Genomic DNA, 13,425 nt, shown 5'->3' on the forward strand with positions numbered 1-13,425 from the left:
TAATCAACAATTGATTTATGGAAAGAATGAAGTCAAAATTTGACACCTTCAGACAGAAAGTAAATATCATAATATACGGAACTAATACAGCTTACGGTCGCTTATTTGATCTAGTACTTTTAGGAGTAATTGTGGTAAGTGCCATTATTGTAATGCTAGAAACAGTAAAGGGTTTTGACCAAAAATACCATGTAGAACTGATCGTTTTAGAATGGATTATAACCATTTTCTTTACCCTCGAATATATTCTTCGGATTATATCTATTAAAAAACCGATTCGATACATCTTTAGTTTTTACGGAATTATTGATTTGCTGGCCACTTTACCCATGTATTTATCGCTATTTTTTGCCGGAGCAAGTGTATTATCTATTTTACGCGCCGTGAGACTATTAAGATTGTTTAAAATTTTAAAACATCCTAAATTCTCAAATCAATCCAGTCATTTACGTGAAGCATTAATAGCTAGCAAAGGAAAAATTCTTATTTTTATGTATTTCATGTTAGTGAGCAGCGTAATTATTGGGTCATTAATGTACGTTGTAGAAGGAAAAGAAGGAGGCTTCAGTAGTATTCCTATCAGCATATATTGGACCATTGTAACCCTAACAACGGTAGGATACGGTGATATTTCACCTATTACACCTCTAGGACAAGCCATTGCTTCAATAGTAATGATAATGGGTTACGGAATTATAGCAGTGCCCACCGGAATAGTTTCGGCTGAATTTGCAAGTTTTAATGTAAAAAAATCAATACCTGAACGAGTTAATCCATGCCATAATTGTGGTGTAGATGGACATGAGTTCAATGCTAAATACTGCTATAATTGCGGTGAAGCGCTCTAATTTATTAATCTGAAGCAAATCCAGCTATACACTGCAACTCCTCAGTAGCACAGTTATTTTTCTACTTCTGGCGTTTCCTTTGCTATCTGGGCTAAAAATATATGAAATATCTAATCACAATAGTTGGCCCCACAGCCATAGGAAAAACTTCCAGGAGTATTATACTAGCCAATCATTTTAACTGTGAAATTGTTTCCTGTGACAGCCGACAATTTTTTAAGGAAATGACAATAGGAACTGCTGTTCCAAGCTCTGCTGAACTTGCTTCAGCCAAACATCATTTCATACAAAACAAATCGATTTTCGAAAATTACACCGTAGGCGACTATGAAAAAGAAGCCATCGCTAAACTAGATGAATTATTCTTAACGAATGACTACGCCATATTAGTTGGTGGATCTGGCCTATATGTCGATGCAGTACTAAAAGGATTTGATGAATTTCCTGAAATTGACCCTACTTTACGATTAGAAGTTAATTCAAATTACGAAAAACTAGGCATTGGACACTTACAACAAAAATTAGAACAATTAGATCCTAATTATTATAAAACCTTAACTATTGAGAATCCACAGACTTTACTAAATCCTCAACGTATGATGCGATTTGTAGAGGTTTGCATTGGCTCAGGCAAACCTTATTCCTCTTTTTTAAATCAAAAGCAAAACAGTAGAAGCTTCACTCCCATTTTGATAGGCTTAGAAGCAGAAAGAAAAATAATATACGACCGCATCAATAAGCGTGTGGATATTATGATGCATGAAGGGCTATTAAATGAAGCGAAAAAGTTATATCCTAATAAAGAGCTGAATGCATTGCAAACTGTAGGTTACAGAGAGCTTTTTAGTTATTTTAATCACGAAATTTCATTAGATTTTGCGGTAGAAGAAATCAAGAAAAACACAAGACGATTTTCTAAACGACAATTAACTTGGTTTAAAAGAAATGAAAATACAAAATGGTTCGATTTTGAAACTCCAATAGAAAAACTGATTACATATATTAATTCTTTGAAGTAGTAAAAATCAAGTATAAATTAAATCTGAATTCTAAAAACAAAAATACAAATGCCAGTAGCACCAAATTTCACATCCACATTAAGCAAAGATTGGACTATTAATTTTACGCAATGCGCGCCAAATGGTTATTTGAAATATACTGACTTATGCAATCTGTTGCAACTAACAGCGGCGGCACATTCTGAAACTGGAGGAATTAGTTTTATGGACATGCAGGAATTTGATCAAGCTTGGGTTTTGAGTAGAATGCGTGTTGAAATTACTAAATTACCAAAATCAGGAGATATAGTAACTGTAAAAACTTGGATAAATTCACTAGAAAATTCCCGTTCTGTTCGTGCTTTAGAAATGCATCTAAATGGTGAAAAAATAGTAGGTTCTGAAACTTTTTGGGCCGTTTTCAACACAAAAAAACGTCGTCCTGAACCACTAGCACTACCATACGAGCATTTTCAACTCTACCCTGAAAAAAGAGCGACAATTGAAGGATTCTCTAAGATAAGTTTAAATCATGACAAAGAAATAGTTTTTGAAAAAACAGTTTTCCTATCTGATTTAGATATCGTAAATCATGTTAACAATGTGAAATATTTGGAATGGTGTATGGATTTAGTCGATGAGAACTTAATTCTCAATCAAAAATTAGAAAGTTTCGAAATGAATTTCATGAAGGAATTATCATTTAAAGACACTGTTATTATTCACGAAAGTATTTCGGCAAGTGATGCTGTTTTTAGTATAACAAAGGAAGAAAAAGCTTGTTTTGCTCTACAATTGAATTGGAGTAATCCCAAGTAATTGTACTATTAATTTTCACTAAACCATTTAGAAAGTTCAGTTAAGTTTTACTCTATATAAACATTTAAACGATAAAAGCTCAATATTTCATAATAACTAAACCATTGAACGTTAAGTCCAGTTAAGTTTTATAATGCGTACAAAAAAAGCAAAAAAGTTTTATATTTTAACATCACCGAAAAATAGCAATTAGAAAAAAATAAAGCCCTGATTGCAACCACATCCTTTTTCTTGCTGTCTTTAGCAAGAAAAAGATACAGTGGAAAGCAGGAATAGCCCCAAAAGAAAAAGGCCCCAATTTCTTGAAGCCTTTAGTATTATTCTGATACTTTATTTTTAACTACTAATCTAAAACCTTCACCGTGAATATTTAAGATTTCAACATTATCATCTAGTTTTAAATATTTTCGCAATTTAGCAATGTAAACATCCATACTTCTTGATGTGAAATAATTATCATCTCTCCATATTTTTGTCAACGCTAATTCTCTGGGCATCAAGTCATTTTCATGAAGAATAAGCATTTTTAATAGTTCGTTCTCTTTTGGAGATAGTTTTATTGGTTCTTCATTACTGAAGGTTAAAAAACGAAGTTTAGAGTTCAAATGAAATTTACCAATATTGAATTCAAATTGTACTTGTTCTGCTTTAGTATCTGAAGATTTTCTTTGGATAATCGCTTTGATTTTCATCAACAACACTTCAGAATCAAAAGGTTTGTTCAAGTAATCATCAGCACCAGCTTTGTATCCTTTTAACACATCCTCTTTCATAGATTTTGCTGTTAAGAAAATAATAGGCACCTCATTATTTTTTTCTCGAATTTCCTTAGCAAGTGTATATCCATCTTTGTAAGGCATCATTACGTCAAGTATACACAAATCGTAAGTGTCTTTTTTGAACTTTTCAAAACCTTCCATGCCGTTTTTAGCCAAGGTAACTTCAAAATCATTTAGCATTAAATAATCTTTTAATACTGCACCAAAATTAAGATCGTCTTCTACAAGAAGTATTTTTTTATTTACATTTTCCATATATTAATTTATTAGTGGTAATTTTATTATGAAGGTACTTCCTTTTCCCTTTTCACTTTCAACATATACTTGACCGTTGTGGTCGTCAACTATTCTTTTTACATACGCTAAACCTAAACCATGCCCTTTGACATTATGTATGTCACCTGTATGCTCTCTATAAAACTTTTCGAAAATTCTTTTCTGAGCTACTTTACTCATTCCAAGACCTTTATCTTTAACTTTTATAATGATCATATCTTTGATATTCTCAGTTATAATCTCAATTACAGGAACATTTGGTGAATATTTAATCGCATTTTCTAAAATATTTACAATCACATTTGTAAAATGGACATCATTAATTAAAACTGTGTCCCTCAAAGCATCAAAATGCGTTGTGATTACTCCTTCTCTATCTTCTAAAATCAAATTAACATGTTCAATGGCATCATTAATAATATCTTGAACATTATGCGATTCCTTAACAATATCTAATTCCTTCTTCTCTAATTTAGATATACGTAATACATTTTCAACTTGCGCATGCATCCGTTTATTTTCATCTTTTATCATCTGCAAGTAGCGCAATACTTTTTCTTTATCATCAATTATCTTTGGGTTTCTAATCGCGTCTAATGCTAAATTGATAGTTGCAATAGGCGTTTTAAACTCATGAGTCATATTATTAATGAAGTCATTTTTGATTTCAGAAATCTGACGTTGACGAATTAATTGATTTAATGCGCTGCTATAAGCAATTAAAATAATTAATGTAAAAACTATTGATAGAACGGTAATACTAACTAACTCAGATAACAAAAATTTCTTTTTATAAGGAAAAGTAACTAACAGTTGGTATTTACTATTTCCTTCATTATCAGAAAAAACCGGAATAGAATAGGTTGCATTTTTATCGTACTTAAATTCAGCCGATTTTACATTCGTTGCTAAATTATTACTGTAAACACTAAATTCAAACTTCGTATTCACTCCAGACTCTTCAAGTTCTTTTCGTATCAGTTTGGTTAAAGTTTCTTTTGAAACTCGTTCCTGAATTGGCAATGCAGCCGTAACATCTTTATAATATATCTCGAATGAAGCACTGTCTAGTGCATCAAGATTACCCATTTTTTCTACTCGAACATCTGGTATCAAACTTTGCGAAACACCTGATTTATCAATAGAATTATCATTATAAACTTCTGTAGTTCTTTTAGAGCTAAAACTTCTAAATTTTTCGCTATCAAATTTTTTATCAAAGTACGTAGGCGAAATATTGAAATTTTCAGAAGTTATACTGTTAGAATAAACTATTGTTTTATTAGTTTTCGGATTCTTTTGAACATAATAGAATTCCGTTATCTCTTCTCTTTTTGGAATATTTCCTGTGCTATCCTTGTAATGATTTATTTTATCATAAAAACTATAAGCTTCTTGTTTTTGAATTTTATCAGCAACGTTTCCTAAAACTTGTTTAACATGAAGTTTGAATTGCTCATCATTATTCTTGAATGACGTATTAAACCAATACACCTGAACAAGAATAATCCCAATTAGGGATAAGCTCATCAACAAAACAAGTAATCTAAAAAAAAGTTTATTCATCGAAACAAAATTAGTATTTTAACAATATAATTAATTATACATTAACCAAACATTAACACCTGCAAGGGTTTTTATTTAATCTTTAAAATTTTAAGAATTTCGTCCACTTTTTGTTTTGCAGTTTTAAGATCCTCATTTTCTATAACAAAATCACTCTTTGAAACTCGTTGCTCATCTGTCCACTGCGCTTCCATTCGCTTCAATATAAGTTCGCGACTGGTTTTGTCACGTTTCATCACACGCTCGATCCTAATATCTATAGGAGCTACGACAGTAATTATATAATCGCAGTTTAAGTAGTTTCCGCTTTCAAACAAAATTGCTGCTTCGTAAATGATAAAAGGAGCGCTCTTATTTTGCAAAAGCCACTCTTTAAAATCGCTTTTTACAGCAGGATGAATAATCGCATTTAATTCCTCTAATTTCTCAGGTTCGTTAAACACAATTTCAGCTAGTTTGGCTCTATTGAGTATCTCTTTGTCAAAAATAACTTCTCCAAATTTCTTTTTAATTGCATGTACAATTTCATGAGACTCCATCAATTTTCTGGCCTGATCATCAGCAATATAGAGTGGAATACCAAAAGAATGCATATATTTGGCAATTGTAGTTTTCCCACTACCAATTCCACCTGTTAAACCTATAATTTTTGTCATATTAAATCTTGAAAAATAATTCAGGGAAAGCCTCTTGTGGTTTCTGTTTTAAAACAATCACTTTAAAAAAAGATTTTATAAATCCGATGCCATAACCGTAAAACTGAATCCATACCGCGATAAGAGCGAAATAGCCAATTTTAATGCTCTTACTTTGGTAAGATGACACTAAGAAAAGTATTAAAAAGTATAAAAAATATAGCTGTAATAGATAATCAAAATTATAAATAAGCATTAGAAAAATAGATATAGCAAACCCAATAATAAAAACTGATGGAAAGAAAAAAGTAAGTTTATTATATTTAGGGTACCAACTATTTAATATAGGTCTTGCTTTTCCAAATTTATTTACCTGAACAGAGAATTTTTCCCAATCAATTCTTCTTTTATGATATACATACGCATTAGGAAACAATTTGGTTTCAAAACCAAGATTCCATAATCGTATTGAAAGATCTGGATCTTCACCTGGATGGATGTTTCCAAATCCTTTTGATGCTTCAAAAGCTTTTTTAGACAATCCCATGTTAAAACTTCGCGGCTGAAACTTCCCTATTTTTTCAGAGCCGCCTCGAATTCCTCCAGTAGTAAGAAAAGAGGTCATTGCGAAATTAATTGCTTTTTGTTTATCTGAAAAACTATCCAAAGCCCTGTCCGGGCCTCCAAAACAGTCTACATAATTTTGCTTCAAGGCTTTATCAACTTCTGTCAAATAATCTTGTGGAATGATACAATCCGAATCAAAAATTATAAAGTATTCACCTTTAGCCATTTTCATTCCGTAGTTCCTAGAATCTCCAGGCCCTGAATTTTCCTTAAAATAATAAGATATATCAAGTCGGTCAGCATAATTTTGAGCAATATTTTTACATAATAAACTAGAACCATCTTCTACAAGCACAATTTCGAATGTTTCTTTGTATGTTGAATGAGTTAAACTCTCTAAAAGTTCATCAACTTCATCTGGACGATTGTAAACAGGGATTATTAAGGAAAATAACATAAGTTAGATTGGTTATTATTTTTATTTTTTAACGAATTGAAAATTTTAACAAATGTAATCTTTATCCATAAAAAAACCACCAACTAGAAGTTGATGGTTTTGAAATAATTATTATCATTATTTAAGCAATCCGTAAGTGGAACCAAGTTTAACTTACGCTATGCTTTCAATATTTACTACTTCGTTTGTCTCTGTGTTATAATCCACTCCTTCAACATCAAAACCAAATAGATTGTAGAAATCTTTTCTGTATCCTTCTAAATCGCCTATTTCAGCTAAGTTTTCGGTAACAGCTACATTCCATAATTTAGCAACTTTCTCCTGAACATCAGCACGCATTTCTAAATCATCAATACGGATTCTTCCCTTTTCATCAACAGGAACTTCAGTACCAGCATACAATCTATCTTGATACAAACGCTGAATTTGCTCAATACAACCTTCATGAATTCCTTCTTCTTTCATTATTTTATACAATAATGATATATACAACGGAATAACTGGAATTGCAGAACTTGCTTGAGTAACTAATGCTTTATTCACTGAAACGAATGCTTTACCATTAATGTTAGCTAATTTTTCAGTAATTGCAAATGCTGTAGCTTCAAGATGATCTTTAGCGCGTCCTATTGTTCCCTTTCTATAAACTGCTTCGGTTAATGATGGCCCTATATAAGAATAAGCAACCGTTGTAGCACCTGCAGCTAATAAATTTTCAGCTTGTAAAGCATCAATCCACATTGACCAATCTTCACCGCCCATTACAGCAACCGTGTTTTCTATATCTCCCTCACCACTTGGTTGAATCGATATTTCAGAAACTTTCCCTGAGTGAAAATCAACAGTTTTGTTAGTAAACACATCTCCTATTGGTTTCAAAACTGAACGATGCAAAACTCCTGTTTCAGGATTCATACGAACTGGCGAAGCCAAACTATATATTACTAAATCAACCTGACCTAAATCAGCTTTAATTAAGTCTAGTGTTTGTTTTTTTATTTCATTTGAAAAAGCATCTCCATTAATACTTTTTGCATAGATTCCAGCTTTATGAGCTTCTGTTTCAAAAGCAGCAGAATTATACCAACCAGGTGAAGCCGTTTTACCTTCAGCAGGTTCTTTTTCAAAAAACACACCTATCGTTGCTGCATTAGATCCAAAAGCACTTGTAATTCTAGAAGCTAGACCAAAACCGGTTGATCCTCCAATTACTAATACCTTTTTTGCGCCGTCAATAGCTCCTTTAGATTTTATATATGCTATCTGATTTTTAACATTTTGCGCGCATCCGTCCGGGTGAGATGTAGTGCAAATAAATCCTCTCATTCTAGGTTCTATAATCATATGTGCTTATTCTTTAAATTTAATTTCTGTGTAATTTTTTAATTTTTTCGAACTGTTTTCAAAAGAAAACAAATATAAAGGAAAATATTAGTTGAGCAAGGCTTTTGCATGATTTAAGGCGGATTCAGAAACAATAGTTCCTGACAACATTTGCGCAATTTCCACTACTCTTTCCTCCTCGCTCAATAACTTTAGTTCTGATTGTGTGTCGTCACCAACAGTAGATTTAGATACTTTGAAATGCGCATCACCTTTAGCAGCGATTTGAGGCAAATGCGTGATGGCAAAAATTTGCATTTCGGCACTCATTTCCTTCATTATTTCTCCCATTCTAATTGCAATTTCCCCAGAAACACCCGTGTCTATTTCATCAAAAATTAATGTTGGTAATTTTGAATACTGTGCCAATATAGCTTTAACAGCCAACATAATTCGTGACATTTCTCCACCAGAAGCAACTTTTTTAAGTAAGCCAAAATCAGTCCCTTTATTTGCCGAAAATAAAAATTGAAGTTCATCTTTTCCGTTTAGAAAATAAGTTTCGCTGGAAGAAACATCAATTTTAAATCGAACATTTGGCATTCCCAATGTTTCTAAAATTGAAATTAATTTATTTGATAAAACTGGAATCGCTTGTAATCTATTGCTATGAATTATCTCTGAATATTGATCTAATTCTATTCTATTCTGATCTATACTACTTGTCAGTACAACGATTTCCTCGTCGATATTTTCAAGTTCTAAAACTAAATTTTCTAGGTTATTTTGAATTTGCAACAATTCATCAACTGAACTAACTTGATGCTTTTTTTGCAAATTATAAATAACTTGTAACTTTTGACTAATTAAATCTAATTGTTCAGGATCATTGATAAGCTTGTCCGAACAGCGATTCATTTCTGCAGCAATATCATCAAATTCAATCGTTACGCTTGAAATTCTCTCTAACAACGAGCTATAATCTGTGGAAAAAGAAGCGATTTTTTGCAGTGAAACTTTAATTTCTTTCAGATTATTCATTACTCCTATCTGCTCTTCATTGGCTATAGCCAAAGCTTTATCAATAGATTCTTTGATCGTTTCTACATTATTCAATTTCTCAAAATCAGCTTCTAAAATCTCTTGTTCCCCTGATTTTAATTGCGCTGCAACCAATTCGTCTAATAAAAACGTATTGTACTCTTGCTCTTTCTTAGATTCGCTAAGCTTTTTAAGCAACTCGTTCAATTTAGACTTATCAGCTTTATAGCTTTTTAGAAGTGTATGATATTCTAATATCGTTTCTTTATTATTAGAAATGGCATCAATAATCTTGAACTGCACATTTTCATCTGAAAGTTCTTGGGTTTGCTGTTGCGAATGTATATCTATTAAAAACAAACTCAATTCTTGAAGTTCTTGAAGATTTACTGGACTATCATTTATAAATGCTCTTGATTTACCCGAAGGAAGAATCTCACGTCTGATGATAGTTTCAGCATCATAATCTAAATCATTAACTTCAAAAAATGGTAAAAGATTGTATTTCCCTATCTCAAAATGCGCTTCAATAATACATTTTTCCTCTTTGTTTTTTAAAGAAGTTAAGTCGGCTCTCTTTCCCAATACAAGTCCAATTGCACCTAAAATAATCGATTTTCCAGCGCCTGTTTCTCCAGTAATAGTAGAAAAACCTTTGGAAAAATCAATTGACAATTTTTCAATTAATGCATAGTTTTTTATCGAAAGTGACGTTATCATTTGTGTTTAATTTTGGGTAATAAAAACGAGAGTAGGACTAAATTATAATAAAAATTAATATTTTATCATCGCCCATTTGCTCGAGTTCAACGGAGAAATACTATTCAAATTTTCTGTTAAGTCAGACACAGTAATACTAGGTCCACCAGAAAATATAGAAACTATTTCATCTGATTTAGCATCAAGAAATACACGTGTTAAAAACGCATTAGGTCGTAAAGCATTTAGATTTGATAGCTTCTCTATTGAAGTTTTTATTTTTTCTTTAGCCATTTTCAAATCCTTAGTCATCAGATCCAAGCCTGAATGGTATTCGAAAGCAGCAGCTCTAACTAGTTTAAATGTTGGCGATAGGAGATCATTTATCAAAAAATAACGTGTTTGATAACCATCACTTTGACTCCATCCTATTGAACCGCCTTGTTGGGCAACATTAGCAATATTTTGCGCAATTTCAAAATTAGGAGTTCCAGATTCTAGAACGAATGTATCTGAATCCATTGCTATTATTAAATTACTATAAAAAGCTAACACTGAAACAAGATTTGAATCAAAAGTGTTGGGATTAAATTGAAGATTTTCAAATTCCGTATATCTAAAATTAAAATCTTTATCATTAAAATTTAATACCGGGGACGAATACGACGAATTATAAATTGGTCTAGAAGATTGTACTTGAATCGTAGCTGTAAATTGATCGGAATTCATTGCAGAGATAGTGATATACATCGAGCAATTAATTTTTTCATTTTGTTTTACACTAGTTCCTGTCCAATCAGTTTTATTAACAAACTCACTTATTGAAGTTTCTAAAGTCTTATACACTTTTTGGTTTGTAGCTCCTAATCGCTGTGCATCGACTGTCACCGTACAATTAAGTTGCTGCGCTTGAGCGATTCCAATAGTAAAAAGTAGCAATAAAGTAAATAATTTATTCATTTCTAGTTTTGTATTTTTCAGTTTTGTTAAAACAATAGCGACTATCTTAGTGCAATTTACTTTAACGAGTTTACATTTCAAAATGCTTCATTATTTTGCTTAGAATATCATCAGCAACTGCTTCTTTAGATTTTAATTCCATCTCTTCGACAAAGAAATTCTTATCAATAAAAGTAACTTTATTAGTCGCTTTTCCAAAACCAGCACCTTCATCTTGCAATGAATTCAGAACTATCAAATCTAGGTTTTTTTTCTGGATTTTCAGCTTTGCATTCTCAATTTCATTTTCTGTTTCTAATGCAAAGCCAATCAGAAACTGATTTTTCTTTTCTAAACCTAGCGAAGTCAAGATATCTTTAGTTTTTTCGAGTTCGATCACAAAACTATCTGCAGCCTTTTTAATCTTTTGCAACGCTACATTTTTCGGCTTGTAATCTGCAACTGCTGCCGCAGCTATTACAACATCAACATCAGCATAAAACTGATGACAAGCTTGATACATTTCCTCGGCAGAAATTACTGGAATAATATTAATGAGCGAATTTGAAACTTTACAATGTGTAGGTCCAGAAATTAAAATTACTGAAGCTCCTAAACTTGCTGCACTACTCGCTATATCAAAACCCATTTTACCCGAAGAATGATTTCCTACAAAACGCACAGGATCGATTGCTTCGTATGTAGGACCAGCAGTGATCAGTATTTTTTTTCCTTTAAGAGGTAGTTTTCTATTTAAATCATCTTCAATAAAAGCCACAATATGTTCGGGTTCAGCCATTCTTCCTTCACCAGATAATCCGCTTGCTAATTCGCCACTTTCAGCAGGGATCATGATATTACCATATTGATTTAGTAAAGTAAAATTAGCGATTGTAGAGGCATGTTTATACATGTCTAAATCCATTGCAGGCGCAAAATAAACGGGACATTTAGCTGATAAATAAGTAGCAATTAAAAGATTGTCACAGCTGCCATTTGTCATTTTAGACAAGGTATTTGCTGTAGCTGGAGCAATTATCATTAAATCAGCCCAAAGTGCTAATTCAACATGATTGTTCCATTTTTCATTTTCGTCATCCTGATTGTAAAAACTGGAAAAAACAGGGTTTTTAGATAAGGTAGATAACGTAAGTGGAGTTATAAAATCCTTAGAAGCAGGTGTCATTATCACCTGGACATGTGCACCTGCTTTTATGAAAAGTCGTACTAATGATGCTGTTTTATACGCTGCAATTCCACCAGAAATTCCTAGTAAAATTTTCTTACCGCTTAAAACTGACATCGTACAATTATTTATTAGAATCTCTGTGGTAGATTTTACCATCTAACCATTCTTGAACCGCTAAAGCGTGTGGTTTAGGTAACTTTTCGTAAAATTTAGAAACCTCAATTTGTTCTTTATTTTCAAAAACTTCTTCAAGACTGTCATTATATGTAGCAAATTCTTCCAATTTCTCTGTCAATTCTTTTTTGATTTCAGAGTTGATTTGGTTTGCTCTTTTAGCCATAATGGTTATCGCTTCATACACATTACCAGTAGGTTCTTCAATAACAGTTTTATTGTATGTTATTGTATTTACTGGAGCATTCGTCTTTTTTAAATCCATGACTTTATTTATTTAGTAAATTTTTGTAAATCTTTTTCTATTCGTACTAACATTTCGTCAGCTACTTTTTTGTATTTTGTTTCTGCATTAAACTTCATCAAACTTGCTTGAGCTGCTTTAGCAACAAGTAAACGCTCTTCCATTTTTGAAGGAATACTATTTATCCCTAACTGATAGGCAGAATCTAATTTGTAAAACAATGCATCTTCTTTGAAAGGTGTTCCAGGATAATCAGCAACAAAATTATCTAAGGCAACAATAGCTGATTTAAAATCAGATATCGTATTGTATCCCTTGGCATTTTCGAACACTTTCTTTTCTAGTTTTTCACTTAGCGCTTTTACAGTTGCATTAGCTTCAACTAAATATTCTGTTTGCGGATAGTTATCAATAAATGTTTGTAATTTATCTAATGCTTTGTTTGTATCAGTTTGATCTAAACTATAAACTGGAGACAACATAGAATAACTTTTTGCACCTAAATATGCAGCTTCTTGTTGTTTTTCACTTTTAGGATATCCAGAAACAAAACTTTCAAACTGATAACCTGAAAGTGTGTATTGTTTTGTTCTGTAATACGATTGAGCAAACATGTAAAACAATTTTTCCGCTTGAGGTTTTCCTCTGTAAGCTGGAGCAATTTGTTCAAAAATACGAATCGCTTTAGAATATTTACCAGCATCGTATAATTTAGTAGCCATATCAAACTTGACAGCTACATCTTCGGATTTTAATGCTTTTTGGTACTCGTTGCAAGAACTAAAGACCGCAACAAGAAGTAATAGAGATATTATTTTTTTCATTTTTTTACTTTTATTATGATTCCATGCTAGAAACTGCCTACGAAATC

The 13,425-nt window shown here is 31.9% G+C and carries 13 protein-coding genes; 3 read left to right on the top strand and 10 right to left on the bottom strand.

Annotation, left to right across the window (positions count from 1 at the left end; translation table 11 throughout):
• Nucleotides 1-17: 17 nt before the first annotated feature.
• The 3 genes from LNP27_RS12415 to LNP27_RS12425 all read left to right on the top strand — a co-directional run bounded on the left by LNP27_RS12415 (nucleotide 18) and on the right by LNP27_RS12425 (nucleotide 2,665).
• The gene (locus LNP27_RS12415) at nucleotides 18-848 is read left to right on the top strand and encodes an ion transporter (RefSeq protein WP_229941936.1); all 831 of its coding nucleotides are present in this window, start codon (nucleotides 18-20) and stop codon (nucleotides 846-848) included.
• A gap of 101 nt (nucleotides 849-949) precedes the next feature.
• A complete protein-coding gene (gene miaA, locus LNP27_RS12420; RefSeq protein WP_229941943.1) occupies nucleotides 950-1,867 on the top strand; it encodes a tRNA (adenosine(37)-N6)-dimethylallyltransferase MiaA in 918 nt (305 codons plus the stop codon).
• Between the two features lie 48 nt (nucleotides 1,868-1,915).
• Entirely contained in the window at nucleotides 1,916-2,665 is a 750-nt protein-coding gene (locus tag LNP27_RS12425; protein ID WP_229941944.1) for an acyl-[acyl-carrier-protein] thioesterase, read from the top strand.
• Nucleotides 2,666-2,982: 317 nt separating this feature from the next.
• Here LNP27_RS12425 and LNP27_RS12430 read toward each other — a convergent pair whose 3' ends face one another.
• From LNP27_RS12430 to LNP27_RS12475, 10 genes are all read right to left on the bottom strand, one after another.
• On the bottom strand, nucleotides 2,983-3,699 hold the full coding sequence (locus LNP27_RS12430) for a response regulator transcription factor (protein ID WP_229941946.1): 717 nt from the start codon (nucleotides 3,697-3,699) through the stop codon (nucleotides 2,983-2,985).
• 3 nt (nucleotides 3,700-3,702) lie between these two features.
• Complete coding sequence (locus LNP27_RS12435; protein ID WP_229941947.1) at nucleotides 3,703-5,286, bottom strand: sensor histidine kinase; 1,584 nt, start codon at nucleotides 5,284-5,286, stop codon at nucleotides 3,703-3,705.
• A 71-nt stretch (nucleotides 5,287-5,357) separates the two neighbouring features.
• Entirely contained in the window at nucleotides 5,358-5,942 is a 585-nt protein-coding gene (gene coaE, locus LNP27_RS12440) for a dephospho-CoA kinase (protein ID WP_229941948.1), read from the bottom strand.
• A 1-nt stretch (nucleotide 5,943) separates the two neighbouring features.
• Entirely contained in the window at nucleotides 5,944-6,945 is a 1,002-nt protein-coding gene (locus LNP27_RS12445) for a glycosyltransferase family 2 protein (RefSeq protein ID WP_229941950.1), read from the bottom strand.
• Nucleotides 6,946-7,098: 153 nt separating this feature from the next.
• Nucleotides 7,099-8,289, bottom strand: coding sequence for an enoyl-ACP reductase FabV (gene fabV / locus LNP27_RS12450; RefSeq protein WP_229941951.1), 1,191 nt, complete (start codon nucleotides 8,287-8,289; stop codon nucleotides 7,099-7,101).
• An 87-nt stretch (nucleotides 8,290-8,376) separates the two neighbouring features.
• A complete protein-coding gene (recN, locus tag LNP27_RS12455) occupies nucleotides 8,377-10,029 on the bottom strand; it encodes a DNA repair protein RecN (RefSeq protein WP_229941952.1) in 1,653 nt (550 codons plus the stop codon).
• A gap of 54 nt (nucleotides 10,030-10,083) precedes the next feature.
• Nucleotides 10,084-10,968, bottom strand: coding sequence for a type IX secretion system protein PorD (gene porD / locus LNP27_RS12460; protein WP_229941953.1), 885 nt, complete (start codon nucleotides 10,966-10,968; stop codon nucleotides 10,084-10,086).
• Nucleotides 10,969-11,038: 70 nt separating this feature from the next.
• Nucleotides 11,039-12,250, bottom strand: coding sequence for a bifunctional phosphopantothenoylcysteine decarboxylase/phosphopantothenate--cysteine ligase CoaBC (gene coaBC, locus LNP27_RS12465; RefSeq protein ID WP_229941955.1), 1,212 nt, complete (start codon nucleotides 12,248-12,250; stop codon nucleotides 11,039-11,041).
• Between the two features lie 7 nt (nucleotides 12,251-12,257).
• The gene (locus tag LNP27_RS12470) at nucleotides 12,258-12,575 is read right to left on the bottom strand and encodes a DNA-directed RNA polymerase subunit omega (protein WP_026709525.1); all 318 of its coding nucleotides are present in this window, start codon (nucleotides 12,573-12,575) and stop codon (nucleotides 12,258-12,260) included.
• Between the two features lie 8 nt (nucleotides 12,576-12,583).
• Nucleotides 12,584-13,378: an outer membrane protein assembly factor BamD gene (locus tag LNP27_RS12475; RefSeq protein ID WP_229941956.1), complete on the bottom strand. Its 795-nt coding sequence runs from the start codon at nucleotides 13,376-13,378 to the stop codon at nucleotides 12,584-12,586.
• Between the last annotated feature and the right edge of the window lie 47 nt (nucleotides 13,379-13,425).

Origin of the sequence: Flavobacterium galactosidilyticum (assembly GCF_020911945.1) — a bacterium.
Lineage (GTDB): Bacteria > Bacteroidota > Bacteroidia > Flavobacteriales > Flavobacteriaceae > Flavobacterium > Flavobacterium galactosidilyticum.

Coding starts and splice junctions, on each gene's coding strand:
- LNP27_RS12425 (WP_229941944.1), top strand. CDS start 1,916: ATGCCAGTAGCACCAAATTTCACATCCACATTAAGCAAAGATTGGACT.
- LNP27_RS12445 (WP_229941950.1), bottom strand. CDS start 6,945: ATGTTATTTTCCTTAATAATCCCTGTTTACAATCGTCCAGATGAAGTT.
- porD (WP_229941953.1), bottom strand. CDS start 10,968: ATGAATAAATTATTTACTTTATTGCTACTTTTTACTATTGGAATCGCT.
- LNP27_RS12430 (WP_229941946.1), bottom strand. CDS start 3,699: ATGGAAAATGTAAATAAAAAAATACTTCTTGTAGAAGACGATCTTAAT.
- LNP27_RS12475 (WP_229941956.1), bottom strand. CDS start 13,378: ATGAAAAAAATAATATCTCTATTACTTCTTGTTGCGGTCTTTAGTTCT.
- LNP27_RS12470 (WP_026709525.1), bottom strand. CDS start 12,575: ATGGATTTAAAAAAGACGAATGCTCCAGTAAATACAATAACATACAAT.
- coaBC (WP_229941955.1), bottom strand. CDS start 12,250: ATGTCAGTTTTAAGCGGTAAGAAAATTTTACTAGGAATTTCTGGTGGA.
- coaE (WP_229941948.1), bottom strand. CDS start 5,942: ATGACAAAAATTATAGGTTTAACAGGTGGAATTGGTAGTGGGAAAACT.
- LNP27_RS12435 (WP_229941947.1), bottom strand. CDS start 5,286: ATGAATAAACTTTTTTTTAGATTACTTGTTTTGTTGATGAGCTTATCC.
- recN (WP_229941952.1), bottom strand. CDS start 10,029: ATGATAACGTCACTTTCGATAAAAAACTATGCATTAATTGAAAAATTG.
- fabV (WP_229941951.1), bottom strand. CDS start 8,289: ATGATTATAGAACCTAGAATGAGAGGATTTATTTGCACTACATCTCAC.
- miaA (WP_229941943.1), top strand. CDS start 950: ATGAAATATCTAATCACAATAGTTGGCCCCACAGCCATAGGAAAAACT.
- LNP27_RS12415 (WP_229941936.1), top strand. CDS start 18: ATGGAAAGAATGAAGTCAAAATTTGACACCTTCAGACAGAAAGTAAAT.